Here is a 13,244-nt window from a genome sequence, read left to right on the forward strand (position 1 = left end):
ATAATAATATATTATACTTTCGACAAGCGATGATCCACGAAAGACTGTCCAGCCAGGATGCCGCCGGTTATGCTATGAACCCGGACCCCGCATATTCCTGTAACGACAATCGATGATCCATGACATGAGCAAGACCAAGGAGGACAGCCTCAGCGACCGCGCCTATGCCAAGGTCAAGGCCGACATTCTGGCCTGCCGGCTGGCGCCGGGGCAGAAGCTGAAGATCTCGGACATCGTCGCCGAGCTCGGCTACAGCCTGGGCGCAGTGCGCGAAGCACTGTCGCGCCTGACCTCGGAGGGTTTGGTGGTGCCCGAGACCAACAAGGGTTACCGCGTCGCCCCGATCACCCAGGCCGAGCTGGAGGACCTGACCCGCACGCGCATCCTGATCGAGGGTGAATGCCTGCGCAGCGCCATCCGTAATGGCAACCTAAAATGGGAATCCGGCATCGTGTCGAGCCTGTTCGAGCTGTCGCGGCTGGAACTGACCGATCCCGCCGATCCCCAGCGCGTCAACGCAGTCTGGGCCGAGACCCACAGGCGTTTCCACGAGGCCCTGGTCGCCGCCTGCGACAGCCCCTGGCTGCTGCGGATCCGCGAGATGCTCTATACCCAGTCCGAGCGTTATCGCAACTTTTCCGTGCCGCTGGACCGGGCCACGCGCGACCTGCAAGCCGAGCACAAGGCCATCGCCGATGCGGCCCTCGCCCGTGACGCCGACAGCGCGGTCGCGGCAATGACGGACCATCTCGCCCTGACCACCCACATCATCATCAACGCCAGCACCATTGACGAGGCCATCAAGGCCGCTGGGTAGACGCGCAAAAAAAAAGCGGCAACAGGAAGATGTCGGGCCCCAGGGAAAGCGGGCCCAGGTCAACCGGCGGCTGACCAAGGGCTCGCAAACGGCCGCCGTCCGGCCGCCGAAAACCGCCGGGGCGATCAGGCGTTGAACAGGAAATGCAGAACGTCGCCGTCCTGCACCACATAGGACTTGCCCTCGACGCGGAACTTGCCGGCCTCGCGCGCGCCGGCCTCGCCCTTGCAGGTGACGTAGTCGTCATAGGCGATGGTCTCGGCGCGGATGAAGCCGCGCTCGAAATCGCCGTGGATCACCCCCGCCGCCGCCGGGGCCAAGGTGCCCTTGTGGATGGTCCAGGCACGGGCCTCTTTCGGGCCCACGGTGAAATAGGTCTCCAGGCCCAGAAGCTTGTAGCCCTCGCGGATCAGGCGATCCAGGCCGGCCTCGTGCAGGCCCATCTCCTCGAGGAACATCGTCGCTTCCTCGGCGGGAAGCTGGCTGATCTCCTCCTCGATCTTGGCAGAGATCACCACATGCCCGGCACCCTGCTCGGCCGCCATCTGCGCCACGCGCTCGGACTGGCTGTTGCCGGTGGCGGCCTTGTCTTCCTCGACATTGCAGACGAACAGGACCGGCTTGGCGGTCAGCAGCTGCAGCATGTCCCAGGCTTTCCGGTCCTCGTCCGCGACCTGCACGGTCCGGGCGGGCTTGCCGGATTCCAGCGCCGCCTGCGCGGCCTTGAGCAGCTTTTCCTGCGCCACGGCCTCCTTGTCGCCGCCCTTCAGCTTGCGCTGGATATTGGCCAGCCGCCGCTCGACCGATTCCAGGTCGGCGATCATCAGCTCGGTCTCGATGGTCTCGGCATCGGCGATGGGATCGACGCGACCCTCGACATGGGTGACGTCGCCATCCTCGAAGCAGCGCAGGACATGGGCGATGGCATCGACCTCGCGGATATTGGCCAGGAACTGGTTGCCCAGGCCCTCGCCTTTGCTCGCGCCCTTCACCAGGCCGGCGATGTCGACGAAGGTGATGCGGGTCGGGATGATCTGCTTGGACCCGGCGATCCCGGCCAGCTTGTCCAGCCGTGGGTCGGGCACCGCGACCTCGCCCACGTTCGGCTCGATGGTGCAGAAGGGAAAGTTCGCAGCCTGCGCGGCGGCGGTTTTCGTCAGCGCGTTGAACAGCGTCGATTTGCCCACGTTCGGCAGGCCGACGATCCCCATGCGAAAGCCCATGATGCACCCCTTTTCCCGGATTTTCGCGCTTATTATGGGGCGATGACGCCCAAGTCCAGTGGCGGGCCGTTGATCTTGCCCCTCAAGCCGGGCTAGGGCTGGGCGGTCATGAAGGAGATCCGGGGCGCATGAGCAGAATCGACGACACTTTCGCGCGGCTGGCCGAGACGGGCGGCAAGGCCTTCGTCGCCTATATGATGGGCTGCGACCCGGATTTCGACCGCTCGCTGGAGATCATGCGCGGCCTGCCGGGCGCGGGCGTGGACATCATCGAACTGGGCATGCCCTTCACCGACCCGATGGCCGACGGCGCCACCATCCAGGCGGCGGGCCAGCGCGCGCTGGCGGCCGGCGGCAGCGTCAGCCGGGTGCTGGACATGGTGCGCGCCTTTCGCCGGGACGACGATGCCACCCCCATCGTGCTGATGGGCTATTACAACCCGATCTATGCCCGGCAGGGCGGCGTGGACCGCTTCATCACCGAGGCGGTCGAGGCCGGCGTGGACGGGCTGATCGTCGTCGACCTGCCGCCCGAAGAGGATGCCGAGCTGTGCCTGCCGGCACGCGAGGCCGGGCTGAACTTCATCCGCCTGGCGACGCCGACCACCGACGACCGGCGCCTGCCGGCGGTGGTGCAGAACACTTCGGGCTTCGTCTATTACGTCTCGGTCACCGGCATCACCGGCGGCCCCGCCGCCAATGCCGCCGAGGTCGCGCCCGAGGTCGCCCGCATCCGCGCCGCCGCCAAGCTGCCGGTCGTCGTCGGCTTCGGCATCTCGACCCCCGAGGCGGCGCAGGCCGTGGCGGGCGTGGCCGACGGCTGCGTCGTGGGCTCGGCCATCGTCAAGCTGATCGGCGAGGGCCGCCCGGTGCCCGAGATCCTGTCCTTCGTCGCGGACCTGGCCAAGGGCGCGCATAGCGCCTGAACCGATCCTCAGCCCGGTGCGTTCGACGATGCAGAACGCCGCGTTCCCGCCTTTGACGGTTGGGGAAACGCGGCGTCGCGCTATCTTGGACGCATCGCAAGACGGAGGATCCCATGCCCACCCTGTTCTACCATGCCGGCGCCTGCTCGCTCGCGCCCCATATCGTGCTGGAATGGACCCATGCGCCCTATGAGGCCGTGGCGGTCGAATTCGGCTCGGCCGAGCTTCTGGCCGTGAACCCGGCGGGTGCCGTCCCGGTGCTGCGCGAGGATGACGGCTGGATCCTGACCCAGGCGGGCGCGATCCTGCATCATCTGGCGCGCAAGCATCCCGAGGCCGATCTGGGTGGCGGCGACGACCTGCGGGCGCAGGCGGAACTCGACCGCTGGTCGAGCTTCTTCACCGGCGACCTGCATCCGGCCTTCTTCCCGCTGTTCACGCCGCAGCGCTATACCACCAGCCGCGATCAGGCCGACCGCGAGGCGGTGCAGGAAGCCGCGCGCAAGCTGGTCCGCAAGCGGCTGGCGCTGCTGGACGCACATCTGGAGGGCCGCGACTGGATCCTGGCCCGCCGCTCGGTGATCGACGCCTATGCCTTTCCGATGCTGCGTTGGGCCGCGAAACTGCTGCCCGAGGGGATCCAGGGCTGGGCCAATGTGCAGGCCCTGCATGACCGCATCGCGGCCGATCCGGCCGTGCAGACCGTCCTTGCCCGCGAAGAGGGCGCCTGAGGAGAAAAAACCATGCCCACCGGCATCCATCACGTCACCGGCATCACCCGCCGGGTGCAGGCCAATGTCGATTTCTACGCCGGCTTCCTGGGCCTGCGTCTTGTCAAGCGCACCGGCGGGTTCGAGGATGCCGAGCAACTGCACCTGTTCTATGGCGACGCGCTCGGCTCGCCCGGCTCGCTCGTCACCTTCCTGGTGTGGGAGGACGGGGCGCCGGGCCGGGTCGGCCATGGCCAGGTGGCGGAAATCGCGCTGGCCGTGCCGCCCGAAAGCATCGGCGACTGGCTGACCCGCGCCATGACCGCCCGCCTGCCGGTCGAGGGACCGCTGCGCGAGCGGGGCGAGACGGTGCTGCGCCTCAAGGACCCCGACGGCGTGATCGTCAAGCTGGTGGGGGCCGGCCTGCCCGCCGCGGCGCCCCTGCCCGATCCGATCGCGCCGACGCGGCTGCGCGGCGTCACCGTCCTGACCGAGCAGCCCGCGGTAACGCGCGATTTCCTGACCCGCTTCGGTTATCGTCCCGGCGCGGCCGAGGGCGCGGTGCAGCGCATGGAATCCGACACGGATGTCGTCGACATCCGCGACGCCACCGGCTTCTTTCCGGGCATTCCCGGCACCGGCATCCTGGATCACGTCGCCTTTCGCGCGCCGGATGCCGATGCGCTGCGCCGGATGCGGCTGGCGCTGAAGGATACCGACGCGACCAGCGTGCATGACCGGAAATATTTCCTGTCGCTCTATGTGCGCGAGCCGGCGGGAACGCTGCTGGAATATGCCACCGACGCCCCCGGGTTCACCGTGGACGAGGCGGCCGAGCACCTGGGCGAGACGCTGTTCGTCCCGCCCCATGACGCGGCCCGCGCCGAGGACCTGCGCGTGATCCTGCCGCAATTCGCCCTGCCGGGCGAGGAAAGGAGCCCGATGCGCGATCTGCATTTCATCCACCGCTTCCACCGGCCGGAAAACCCGGACGGCAGCACCATCGTCCTGCTGCACGGCACCGGCGGCAACGAATCCGACCTGATGCCGCTGGCGCATCGGATCGCGCCGAACGCCACGCTACTGGGCGTCCGCGGCCGCTCGACCGAGGAAGGCATCAATCGCTGGTTCCGCCGCTATGACGCGGTGACCTACGACCAGGCCGATATCCGCGCCGAGGCCGAGGCCTTTGCCGGCTTCATCGACGAAGCCGCGCGGGCCTACGCGCTGGACGCCAAGGCGCTGACCTATCTGGGCTATTCCAATGGCGCCAACCTGCTGGGCGCGGTCATGCAGCTGCATCCCGGCCTGATCGGGCGCGTGGTGCTGCTGCGCGCCGTGCAGGTGCTGGAGCAGCCGCCGGCGCTGGACGCGCAGACCCTGGCCGGCAGCCGGGTGCTGATGCTGACCGGCGCCCGCGACCCCTTTGCCCGCATGGCCCCGGCGCTGGAGCACGCCCTGCAGGGCGGCGGCGCGGCACTGGATGCCCGGACGATCGCGGCCGGGCATGAGCTTCAACCCGACGACCTGACTGCGGCCACCGACTGGCTGGCCCGCGACTGAGGGTCGGACCGACAGCGCGGCGCCTGTCCGCGCTGCCGCAGGGGTATTTATGCAACAGAGAAGATGGGCGGGCGGGTCGCGAGACCCGCCCGCTCTTTTCCGCACGCCAGGCAAGCTGTTTCCGATTTTCGAACGCCGCTTCCGATTCCGGTTGGCTTGCCCGAAAGCCCCGCAAGGGCCAGTTTGAGGCCACGGCATTCAACCACGCGGCCGCGACCGGCCCGCAGCACCATCACGAAGGATAAGACCCATGACCAGGAAACCGCATATCGCCATCATCATCGGCTCGACCCGCGCCGCGCGCTTTGCCGACAAGCCGACCGGCTGGCTGCTGGAGAACGCGCAAAAACGCGAGGACATGAGCTTCGAGCTGGTGGACCTGCGCGATTACGACCTGCCGCTGTTCGACGAGGTCGCCTCGAACCTCTGGGTGCCGTCGCAGGATCCGCGCGCGGTGAAATGGCAGCGGAAGCTGGCCGAGTTCGACGGCTATGTCTTCGTGACCTCGGAATACAACCACTCGGTCAGCGGCTCGCTGAAGAACGCGCTGGACCAGGCTTATAACGAATGGAACCGCAAGCCGGCGGCGGCCATGGGCTATGGCGGCGTCGGCGCCGCCCGCGCCATCGAGCACCTGCGCGGCATCGCGGTCGAATTGCAGATGGTGCCGCTGCGCAATGCCGTGCATCTGGGCGGCGGCGATTTCTTCAAGGTCTCGCCGCTGGGCGCCAATGGCGAGATGGCCGAGGTCGAGGCGAACCTGCTGCCGGCGCTGGACGCGATGCTGGACGAGCTGCGCTGGTGGGCCGAGGCGACCATGGCGCAGCGCGCGAAAACCGCCTGAGGCGATCAGATCAGTCAACAGGCGGGGGCGGTCACTTCGACCGCCCCTTTTTCTTGGCCCGGTTCAGCGCCACGGCGGCGCGGATCAGCGCCTTCAGCGCCTCGGCGTCGATCCGATCCCCCTCGCGCAGGTCGATGGCGCGGCGGGTGCTGCCCTCCAGGCTGGCGTTGAACAGGCCCGAGGGATCCTCCAGCGCCGCGCCCCTGGCGAAGGTCATCTTGACCACCTGCTTGTAGGTCTCGCCGGTGCAGAGGATGCCGTCATGCGACCAGACCGGCACCCCGCGCCATTTCCATTCCTCGACCACCTCGGGATCGGCCTCGTGGATCAGGCAGCGCAGCCGCGCCAGCATCTCGCCGCGCCAGTCGCCCAGTTCCTCGATCCGCGCGTCGATCCGTTCCGAGGCGGGCGTCTCGGTTTCCGGCTGGCTCATGCCCTGCAACTCCCTTTCGTCCTGTCGCGGAGCGGAGCATGGGGCGAAAGCCGCAACGCGGCAACAGGCCCGCCGGCTGCGGGCGGATTCCCGCGCGCAGGGAAAAGGCCGCCGGATCGCTCCGACGGCCTTGTTCGTCAGGGGTTGCGGTTCTTCAGCCCAGCGGCTTCAGCCGCGCCTCGATCTGCGCGCGCTGCCCTTCCAGGAAGGGCGGCAGGGACAACGTCTCGCCCAGGCTCTCCAGCGGTTCGTCCACGGCGAAACCGGGATCGTCGCTGGCGATCTCGAACAGGTTGCCGCCCGGCTCGCGGAAATAGAGCGAGCGGAAGTAGTAGCGCTCGACCTCGCCCGAATTGGGCACGCGCATCCCGGACAGCCGCTTGGCCCATTCGTGAATGGCCGGCTTGTCGGGCACGCGGAAGGCGACGTGATGCACGCCGCCCGCGCCCTGACGCGCCACCGGCAGATCGGGCTGGACCGCGACATGCAGTTCGGCCGCAGGGCCGCCCTGCCCCATCTCATAGACATGGACGGTGCCGTGCCCGTCGGGGCTGGCATAGTCCCGCACCTTGCGCAGGCCCATCACCTGGGTCAGCACGATCTCGGTCGGCGCCAGGTCGGGCACCGAGATGGTGATCGGCCCCAGCCCGTGGATCTGGTGCTGCGCCGGCACCGGGCTTTTTTCCCAGGGCGCGGTCACGGCATCGGGTGCATCCTCGGTCAGGCGGAAACGCTGGCCCTCGGGATCTTCGAAGTCGAGGCTGGCACGGGTGTCGATCTCGCCGATCTGCCCCACGGTCAGGCCACGATCCGCAAGCCGGCCGGCCCAGTAGTCCAGGCTGTCGCCCGCGACCCGCAGCCCGGTGCGGCTGATCGAATGGGTGCCGCGCCGCTCGGGCGCCGCCGGCCAGTCGAAAAAGGTCAGGTCGGTGCCGGGACGGGCCAGCCCGTCGGCATAGAACAGGTGATAGGCGCTGGTGTCGTCCTGGTTGACGGTCTTCTTGACCAGCCGCAGCCCCAGCGTGTCGGTATAGAACCGCTTGTTGCCGGGCGCATCGGCGGTGATCGCCGTCAGGTGGTGAATTCCGGTGAGTTCCATGATGGGCCTCCTTTCTCTCTTGGCACCAATATCGGGCATTGCCGGCGTTTCCGCCACCGGAGCGGCCGCGAACATCGCGTTCGGCTATTGCGAACGGCGCGGGACAGGGTAAGTTCGGGCCATGCGCTACGACCTGAACGACCTTGAAACCTTCCTGACGGTGATGGAGCTGGGCACCGTCACCGCCGCCGCCGCGCGGCTGAACCTGTCGAAATCCGTGGTCAGCAAGCGGATCACCGACCTCGAGGCGACGCTGGGCGCGGCGCTGTTTCGCCGCAATGCCGGCCGCATCACCCCCACCGAGGCGGCGCTGCGCCTGGCCGAGCGGCTGCGCCCGGCGCTGGCCGAGCTGGTCGCGGCCGCCGAAAGCACCGCCTGGGACATGGACGGGCTGGCGCCGCTGCGCGGCAGCCTGTCCATCGCCGCGCCGATGAGCTTCGGCGTGCTGCATCTGGGGCCGATCATCGCCCGTTTCGCCGCCCAGAACCCCGAGCTGGAGATCAGCGTCGATTTCGACGACCGCAGCCGCGACCTGGCGCGCGAGGGCTTCGACATCGGCATCCGCATCGGCAAGATGCGCGACAAGGCGCTGATGCAGCGCAAGCTGTGCGAGGATGACAGCATCGCCTGCGCCAGCCCCGCCTATCTGGACCGCATGGGCCGCCCGCAGACCCTGGCCGACCTGCGCGAGCATGAGGTGATCGGCTACAGCCACCTGCCCAACAGCCAGCTCTGGCAGTTCCAGGACCGCGACCGCTTCGTCTCGCCCTTCGTGCAGGGGCGGCTGTCGATGAACAATGGCGAGGCGATCCGCGACATGGCCATCGAGGGGCTGGGGCTGGCCATCCTGCCCGGCTTTATCGTCGCGCCCGCGCTGGCGGACGGGCGGCTGGAGCGGGTGCTGCCCGGCCATGGCACCAGACCGCTGCCCATCGTCGCGGTCTGGCCGCCGGTCCAGCCCATGCCGGCCAAGCTGCGCCGCTTCATCGACCATCTGACCGCGGAACTGCACAGCCCGGCCTGGCAGGCGGGCTGGGGCTCGGGCCGCCGCGATCCCATATCCCAGGAACCCTCAACCCCAAAGGTCGTCCCGTGAAGAAGATCGGTTTCCTGTCCTTCGGCCATTGGTCTGACGAGCTGGCCTCGCAGACCCGCAGCGCCCAGGACGTGCTGCTGCAATCCATCGAACTGGCCGTCGCCGCCGAGGAGCAGGGCGCGGACGGCGCCTATTTCCGCGTCCATCACTATGCCCGCCAGCTCGCCTCGCCCTTTCCGCTGCTGGCGGCGGTGGGCGCGCGCACCAAGCGCATCGAGATCGGCACCGCGGTCATCGACATGCGCTATGAAAACCCGCTGTATATGGCCGAGGATGCCGGGGCGGCCGACCTGATCGCGCAGGGGCGGCTGCAACTGGGCATCTCGCGCGGCTCGCCCGAGCAGGTGATCGAGGGCTGGCGTTATTTCGGCTATTCCCCGGCCGAGGGCGAAAGCGACGCCGACATGGCCCGCCGCCATGCCGAGGTGTTCCTGAACGTGATCGAGGGGCACGGCTTCGCCCGGCCGAATCCGCGCCCGATGTTCCCGAACCCGCCCGGCCTGCTGCGGATCGAGCCGCATTCGCCCGGCCTGCGCCAGCGGATCTGGTGGGGCGCGGCCTCGAACGACACCGCCCGCTGGGCGGCGCAACTGGGCATGCATCTGCAAAGCTCGACCCTCAAGACGGACGAGAACGGCAAGCCCTTCCACATCCAGCAGGCCGAGCAGATCCGCGCCTATCGCGAGGCCTGGGCGGCGGCGGGGCATGAGCGCGAGTCCCGGGTCTCGGTCAGCCGCTCGATCTTTCCGCTGCTGGACGACCGCGACCGGATGTATTTCGGCCGCGGCGGCAAGGAAGCCGACCAGATCGGCTTCATCGAGGAGACCCGCTCGATCTTCGGCCGCGGCTATACCGCCGAGCCCGACCGGCTGATCGAGGAGCTGCGCGAGGACGAGGCCATCGCCGAGGCCGACACCCTGTTGCTGACCGTGCCGAACCAGCTGGGCGTCGATTACAACGCCCATGTCATCGAGGCGATACTCAAGCACGTCGCCCCCGCGCTTGGCTGGCGCTGAGCGCGGCGCTTTGTGATCGGGGCCGCCGGGTATAGGCTTTGCCCCGGAAACCAGCGCGAACGGAGGCCGGATGGCAACAGAGATGACAGCCGCCGCCGAGGCGGCGGGGCATGGCGGCGGGGTGCCGCTGCTGAGCGTGGTCGTGCTGCTGGCGGCGGCGGTTCTGGCGGTGCCGCTGTTTCGCAAGCTGGGGCTGGGCTCGGTGCTGGGCTATCTGGCGGCGGGGCTGGCGATCGGGCCCTTCGGCCTTGGCTATTTCCACGACCCGCAGGCGATCATCCATGTGGCCGAGTTGGGCGTGGTGCTGTTCCTGTTCGTGATCGGGCTCGAGATGCAGCCCTCGCGCCTCTGGGCGATGCGGGGCGAGATCTTCGTGCTGGGCTTTGCCCAGGTGCTGCTGGCCATCGCGGTGCTGACCTGCGTCGGGCTGGCGCTCGGCTTTCCGGTCGCCGCCAGCTTCGTCTCGGGCACCGGCTTCGTGCTGACCTCGACCGCCATCGTCATGCAGATGCTGGCCGAGCGCAATGAAATGGCCCTGCCCAAGGGCCGGCGCATCATCGCCATCCTGCTGTTCGAGGACCTGGCCATCGTGCCGCTGCTGGCGCTGGTCGCCTTCCTGGCGCCGGGGGGCGAGGAGGTCACCCTGCCCCAGCGCCTTCTGGGCATCGCCGTCGGGCTGGGCTGCATCGCCGCGCTGGTGGCGGCCGGGCGCTATCTGCTGAACCCGATGTTCGGCCTGCTGGCGCGGTTCGGCGGGCGCGAGGTGATGGCCGCCGCCGCGCTGCTGGTGGTGCTGGGCGCGGCGCTGCTGATGCAATGGGGCGGGCTGTCCATGGCGATGGGCGCCTTCCTGGCCGGGGTGCTTTTGTCGGAATCCAGCTTCCGCCACCAGTTGGAGGCGGATGTCGAGCCGTTTCGCGGCCTGCTGCTGGGGCTGTTCTTCCTGGGCGTCGGCATGGCGCTGGACCTGCGGATCATCGCCGCCAACTGGGCGCTGATCGCGATCTGCGTGCCGGCCTATATGCTCTTGAAGATGCTGGTGATCTATGCCGTCGGCCGGGTGCTGCGCGCCAGCCGCGCCGAGGCGCTGGAGCGCGCAGTGCTGATGGCGCAGGGCGGCGAGTTCGCCTTCGTGCTGTATTCCAGCGCCATGCAGTTCGGCATCATCAGCGGCCAGGACAATGCCGTGCTGACCGCCATCGTCATCGTCTCGATGGTGCTGACGCCGCTGATGATCATCCTGCACGACCGGCTGGCGCCGAAACCCGCCCCCTCGCTCGACGGGGTCGAAGCGGCCGAGGGGCTGGAGGCGCGGGTGCTGATGATCGGCTTCGGCCGCATGGGCCAGATCGTCAGCCAGCCGCTGATCGCGCGCGGGCATTCCATCTCGATCATCGAAAGCGATCCGCAGACCATCCGCGATGCCGACGAATTCGGCTTCAAGGTCTGGTATGGCGACGGGGCGCGGCTGGACATCCTGCATGCCGCCGGCGCCGGCAATGCCAGCCTGATCGTCGCGGTGCCCGGCGACAGGCAGGCCGTGACCCGCATCGTCGAGCTGGCCAAGCATGAATTCCCGCTGGTCCCGGTCATCGCCCGCGCCTTCGACCGCGAACATGCGCGGGAGCTGATCGAGGCCGGCGCCGACTACCAGCTGCGCGAGACGCTGGAGAGCGCCTTCGCCATGGGGCGCGAGGCACTGTTGCAGCTTGGCGACGACCCCGACGCGGTCGAGGAGGTCATGGCCGAGATCCGCGGCCGCGACATGGAGCGGTTTCAGATGGAATGCGTCGGCGGCATCTTCGCCGGCCGCGACCTGCTGCTCGGCAACCGCAAGGCCTAGGCGCGGCCGATCTCGATCAGCCAGACATCCGGGGCGGGACCGACCGGCAGCGCGGCCTCCGGCCCCTCGCAGAACAGCGCGTCGAGCTGGTCCAGCGCCACGGTCCCGCCGGCGAAATCCAGCACCACCGGCGCCGTGGCCAGCAGCAGCCGCCAATCGGGCGCGCCCTCGGCCACTTCGGTCAGCCGCGCCAGCCGATGGGCAAAGGCGCCCCGCCGGGTCATCACGTTCAGGTCGGTGATCGGCCCCGCCAGCAGCCGCGCCGAGGTCGGCACATCCGCCGGAAAGGCCAGCGGCTCGCTGTCCGGGGTCAGCCGCTGCGTGGGCTGCCCCTGCACCTGCAACTCGACCCCCTCGCCGGTCAGCACCGCCAGCGTGCGGTCGATCTGCGGAAAGATCGAGAAATCGCCGTCCTCGGTCACCCCGGCCATGCTGACGCGCCAGCCGAAATCGGCCAGACCCGCGCCCTCAGGGTGAACGGCAATCTCGACCGTCTCGCCGCGGCCGTTCTTCCACGGCATGCGGCGATGGTCGGCGGCTTTCAGGATGCGATGGCTCATGCGGTTCCTCCTTGGATTCCGGCCCGATCGGGCCGCGGTTGCGTCAGCCGCTGCGCCGGCCCAGCACCTTGCCCACCACCGGCCCCAGCACGATGACGATGATCATACGCAAGAGGTGATGGCTGACCACATAGGCCAGGTCGGCGCCGGCGATCAGGGCGATCACCACCATCTCGGCCTGGCCGCCCGGCAGGAAGGCCAGGAAGGCGTCGAGCGCGGGGGCCAGCCGCAGAAAGACGATCACCTCGATGAAGACCAGGCTGATCGCGGCCAGCAGCAGCGCATAGACCATGCCCGCCGTGACATGCAGCCGCAATTCGCGCAGGGTGATGCCGGCGTATTTCACCCCGACGGCAATGCCGATGAAGAATTGCGCGGCCTGGATCATCTCGGCCGGCGGGCGTTGGGTGATCAGGCCCGACAGCGACAGCGCCGCCGTCAGCACCATCGGCCCCAGGATCGAGGCACCGAAGATGCCCAGCCGCTCGGCCCCCTTCCAGCCGATCAGCCCGGCAGCGACCATCAGCGCGATCTCGGCTGCGCCGGTGGCGCGCATCGGCGTGCCGGGCGGCTGCGACAGGTCCACGCCCCACCAGCCGGTCATGATCAGCGGCGCGACGGTGACGATCACCAGAACCCGCGTCGCATGGATCAGCGACAGCGCGCGGATGTCCCCGCCGGCCTCTTCGCCAAAGACCAGCATGTCCTGCAAGCCGCCGGGCATGGCGCCATACCATGCCGTGGCGTGGTCGAAGCCGAAGGCGCGGCGGAACAAGGGATAGCCGACCAGCGCGATCACGCCGATGAAGCCCGGCACGAAAAGCAGCGATGCCGCCACGTCCGGCAATTCCGCCAGCACGCCGGGCGTAATCGAGGCGCCGACCGCCACCCCCAGGATGGTGCGCATGAAGATGCCGAACTGCCCGGCCCCGGCCAGGGGCGCGCCGGCCAGCGCCGCGATCAGGCAGGCCAGCATCGGTCCCAGCAGCATGGGCAGCGGCAGGTGCAGCAGCAAAAAGGCCGCGCCGCCCAGGGCGGCCAGCGCAAAGGTCAGGAGGCGGCGTTTCGGCAGGTTCATCGTCATTCCCGGCGGGCATCCGGCGCCCACGCGCCG

13 protein-coding genes are annotated in these 13,244 nt (G+C 68.8%); 8 read left to right on the top strand and 5 right to left on the bottom strand.

Going from position 1 to position 13,244, the window contains the following annotated elements:
• Positions 1-124 precede the first annotated feature (124 nt).
• A complete protein-coding gene (locus AQY21_RS17995; protein WP_065169955.1) occupies positions 125-817 on the top strand; it encodes a GntR family transcriptional regulator in 693 nt (230 codons plus the stop codon).
• Positions 818-942: 125 nt separating this feature from the next.
• On the opposite strand, the gene ychF is transcribed toward AQY21_RS17995, so the two are convergent.
• Positions 943-2,040: a redox-regulated ATPase YchF gene (gene ychF, locus AQY21_RS18000; RefSeq protein ID WP_058098995.1), complete on the bottom strand. Its 1,098-nt coding sequence runs from the start codon at positions 2,038-2,040 to the stop codon at positions 943-945.
• Positions 2,041-2,168: 128 nt separating this feature from the next.
• On the opposite strand from ychF, the gene trpA reads away from it, so the two are divergent.
• The 4 genes from trpA to AQY21_RS18020 all read left to right on the top strand — a co-directional run bounded on the left by trpA (position 2,169) and on the right by AQY21_RS18020 (position 6,083).
• Positions 2,169-2,966 (top strand): tryptophan synthase subunit alpha, encoded by a 798-nt coding sequence (gene trpA / locus AQY21_RS18005; protein ID WP_058098996.1) that lies wholly within the window; start codon positions 2,169-2,171, stop codon positions 2,964-2,966.
• A gap of 113 nt (positions 2,967-3,079) precedes the next feature.
• Positions 3,080-3,697, top strand: coding sequence for a glutathione S-transferase family protein (locus AQY21_RS18010; protein ID WP_058098997.1), 618 nt, complete (start codon positions 3,080-3,082; stop codon positions 3,695-3,697).
• A gap of 12 nt (positions 3,698-3,709) precedes the next feature.
• Positions 3,710-5,239 carry a VOC family protein gene (locus tag AQY21_RS18015; RefSeq protein WP_058098998.1) on the top strand — a complete coding sequence of 510 codons (1,530 nt, stop codon included), beginning with the start codon at positions 3,710-3,712 and terminating at the stop codon, positions 5,237-5,239.
• 250 nt (positions 5,240-5,489) lie between these two features.
• Entirely contained in the window at positions 5,490-6,083 is a 594-nt protein-coding gene (locus AQY21_RS18020; protein WP_058098999.1) for an NADPH-dependent FMN reductase, read from the top strand.
• A gap of 31 nt (positions 6,084-6,114) precedes the next feature.
• Here AQY21_RS18020 and AQY21_RS18025 read toward each other — a convergent pair whose 3' ends face one another.
• Both AQY21_RS18025 and AQY21_RS18030 read right to left on the bottom strand, forming a co-directional pair.
• Positions 6,115-6,516, bottom strand: coding sequence for a DUF1801 domain-containing protein (locus AQY21_RS18025; protein ID WP_058099000.1), 402 nt, complete (start codon positions 6,514-6,516; stop codon positions 6,115-6,117).
• 154 nt (positions 6,517-6,670) lie between these two features.
• Positions 6,671-7,615 carry a ring-cleaving dioxygenase gene (locus AQY21_RS18030; RefSeq protein WP_058099001.1) on the bottom strand — a complete coding sequence of 315 codons (945 nt, stop codon included), beginning with the start codon at positions 7,613-7,615 and terminating at the stop codon, positions 6,671-6,673.
• 121 nt (positions 7,616-7,736) lie between these two features.
• Here AQY21_RS18030 and AQY21_RS18035 point away from each other — a divergent pair, with 121 nt between their 5' ends.
• The 3 genes from AQY21_RS18035 (at position 7,737) to AQY21_RS18045 (ending at position 11,570) form a co-directional block, all read left to right on the top strand.
• On the top strand, positions 7,737-8,711 hold the full coding sequence (locus tag AQY21_RS18035; RefSeq protein ID WP_058099002.1) for a LysR family transcriptional regulator: 975 nt from the start codon (positions 7,737-7,739) through the stop codon (positions 8,709-8,711).
• Positions 8,708-9,727 carry an LLM class flavin-dependent oxidoreductase gene (locus AQY21_RS18040; protein ID WP_058099003.1) on the top strand — a complete coding sequence of 340 codons (1,020 nt, stop codon included), beginning with the start codon at positions 8,708-8,710 and terminating at the stop codon, positions 9,725-9,727. The genes AQY21_RS18035 and AQY21_RS18040 overlap by 4 nt, the downstream gene beginning before the upstream one ends.
• A gap of 70 nt (positions 9,728-9,797) precedes the next feature.
• Positions 9,798-11,570 (top strand): monovalent cation:proton antiporter-2 (CPA2) family protein, encoded by a 1,773-nt coding sequence (locus tag AQY21_RS18045; RefSeq protein WP_065169956.1) that lies wholly within the window; start codon positions 9,798-9,800, stop codon positions 11,568-11,570.
• Here AQY21_RS18045 and AQY21_RS18050 read toward each other — a convergent pair.
• Together AQY21_RS18050 and AQY21_RS18055 are read right to left on the bottom strand one after the other, a co-directional pair.
• Positions 11,567-12,130 carry a HutD family protein gene (locus AQY21_RS18050; RefSeq protein WP_058099005.1) on the bottom strand — a complete coding sequence of 188 codons (564 nt, stop codon included), beginning with the start codon at positions 12,128-12,130 and terminating at the stop codon, positions 11,567-11,569. The two genes, AQY21_RS18045 and AQY21_RS18050, sit on opposite strands and share 4 nt — an antisense overlap.
• A 43-nt stretch (positions 12,131-12,173) precedes the next feature.
• Positions 12,174-13,208 carry an AbrB family transcriptional regulator gene (locus AQY21_RS18055; RefSeq protein ID WP_058099066.1) on the bottom strand — a complete coding sequence of 345 codons (1,035 nt, stop codon included), beginning with the start codon at positions 13,206-13,208 and terminating at the stop codon, positions 12,174-12,176.
• Positions 13,209-13,244: the final 36 nt, after the last annotated feature.

The organism is Paracoccus sp. MKU1, from assembly GCF_001447385.1.
GTDB lineage: Bacteria > Pseudomonadota > Alphaproteobacteria > Rhodobacterales > Rhodobacteraceae > Paracoccus.

Coding starts and splice junctions, on each gene's coding strand:
- AQY21_RS18035 (WP_058099002.1), top strand. CDS start 7,737: ATGCGCTACGACCTGAACGACCTTGAAACCTTCCTGACGGTGATGGAG.
- AQY21_RS18010 (WP_058098997.1), top strand. CDS start 3,080: ATGCCCACCCTGTTCTACCATGCCGGCGCCTGCTCGCTCGCGCCCCAT.
- trpA (WP_058098996.1), top strand. CDS start 2,169: ATGAGCAGAATCGACGACACTTTCGCGCGGCTGGCCGAGACGGGCGGC.
- AQY21_RS18025 (WP_058099000.1), bottom strand. CDS start 6,516: ATGAGCCAGCCGGAAACCGAGACGCCCGCCTCGGAACGGATCGACGCG.
- ychF (WP_058098995.1), bottom strand. CDS start 2,040: ATGGGCTTTCGCATGGGGATCGTCGGCCTGCCGAACGTGGGCAAATCG.
- AQY21_RS18050 (WP_058099005.1), bottom strand. CDS start 12,130: ATGAGCCATCGCATCCTGAAAGCCGCCGACCATCGCCGCATGCCGTGG.
- AQY21_RS18030 (WP_058099001.1), bottom strand. CDS start 7,615: ATGGAACTCACCGGAATTCACCACCTGACGGCGATCACCGCCGATGCG.
- AQY21_RS18020 (WP_058098999.1), top strand. CDS start 5,490: ATGACCAGGAAACCGCATATCGCCATCATCATCGGCTCGACCCGCGCC.
- AQY21_RS18045 (WP_065169956.1), top strand. CDS start 9,798: ATGGCAACAGAGATGACAGCCGCCGCCGAGGCGGCGGGGCATGGCGGC.
- AQY21_RS17995 (WP_065169955.1), top strand. CDS start 125: ATGAGCAAGACCAAGGAGGACAGCCTCAGCGACCGCGCCTATGCCAAG.
- AQY21_RS18055 (WP_058099066.1), bottom strand. CDS start 13,208: ATGAACCTGCCGAAACGCCGCCTCCTGACCTTTGCGCTGGCCGCCCTG.
- AQY21_RS18015 (WP_058098998.1), top strand. CDS start 3,710: ATGCCCACCGGCATCCATCACGTCACCGGCATCACCCGCCGGGTGCAG.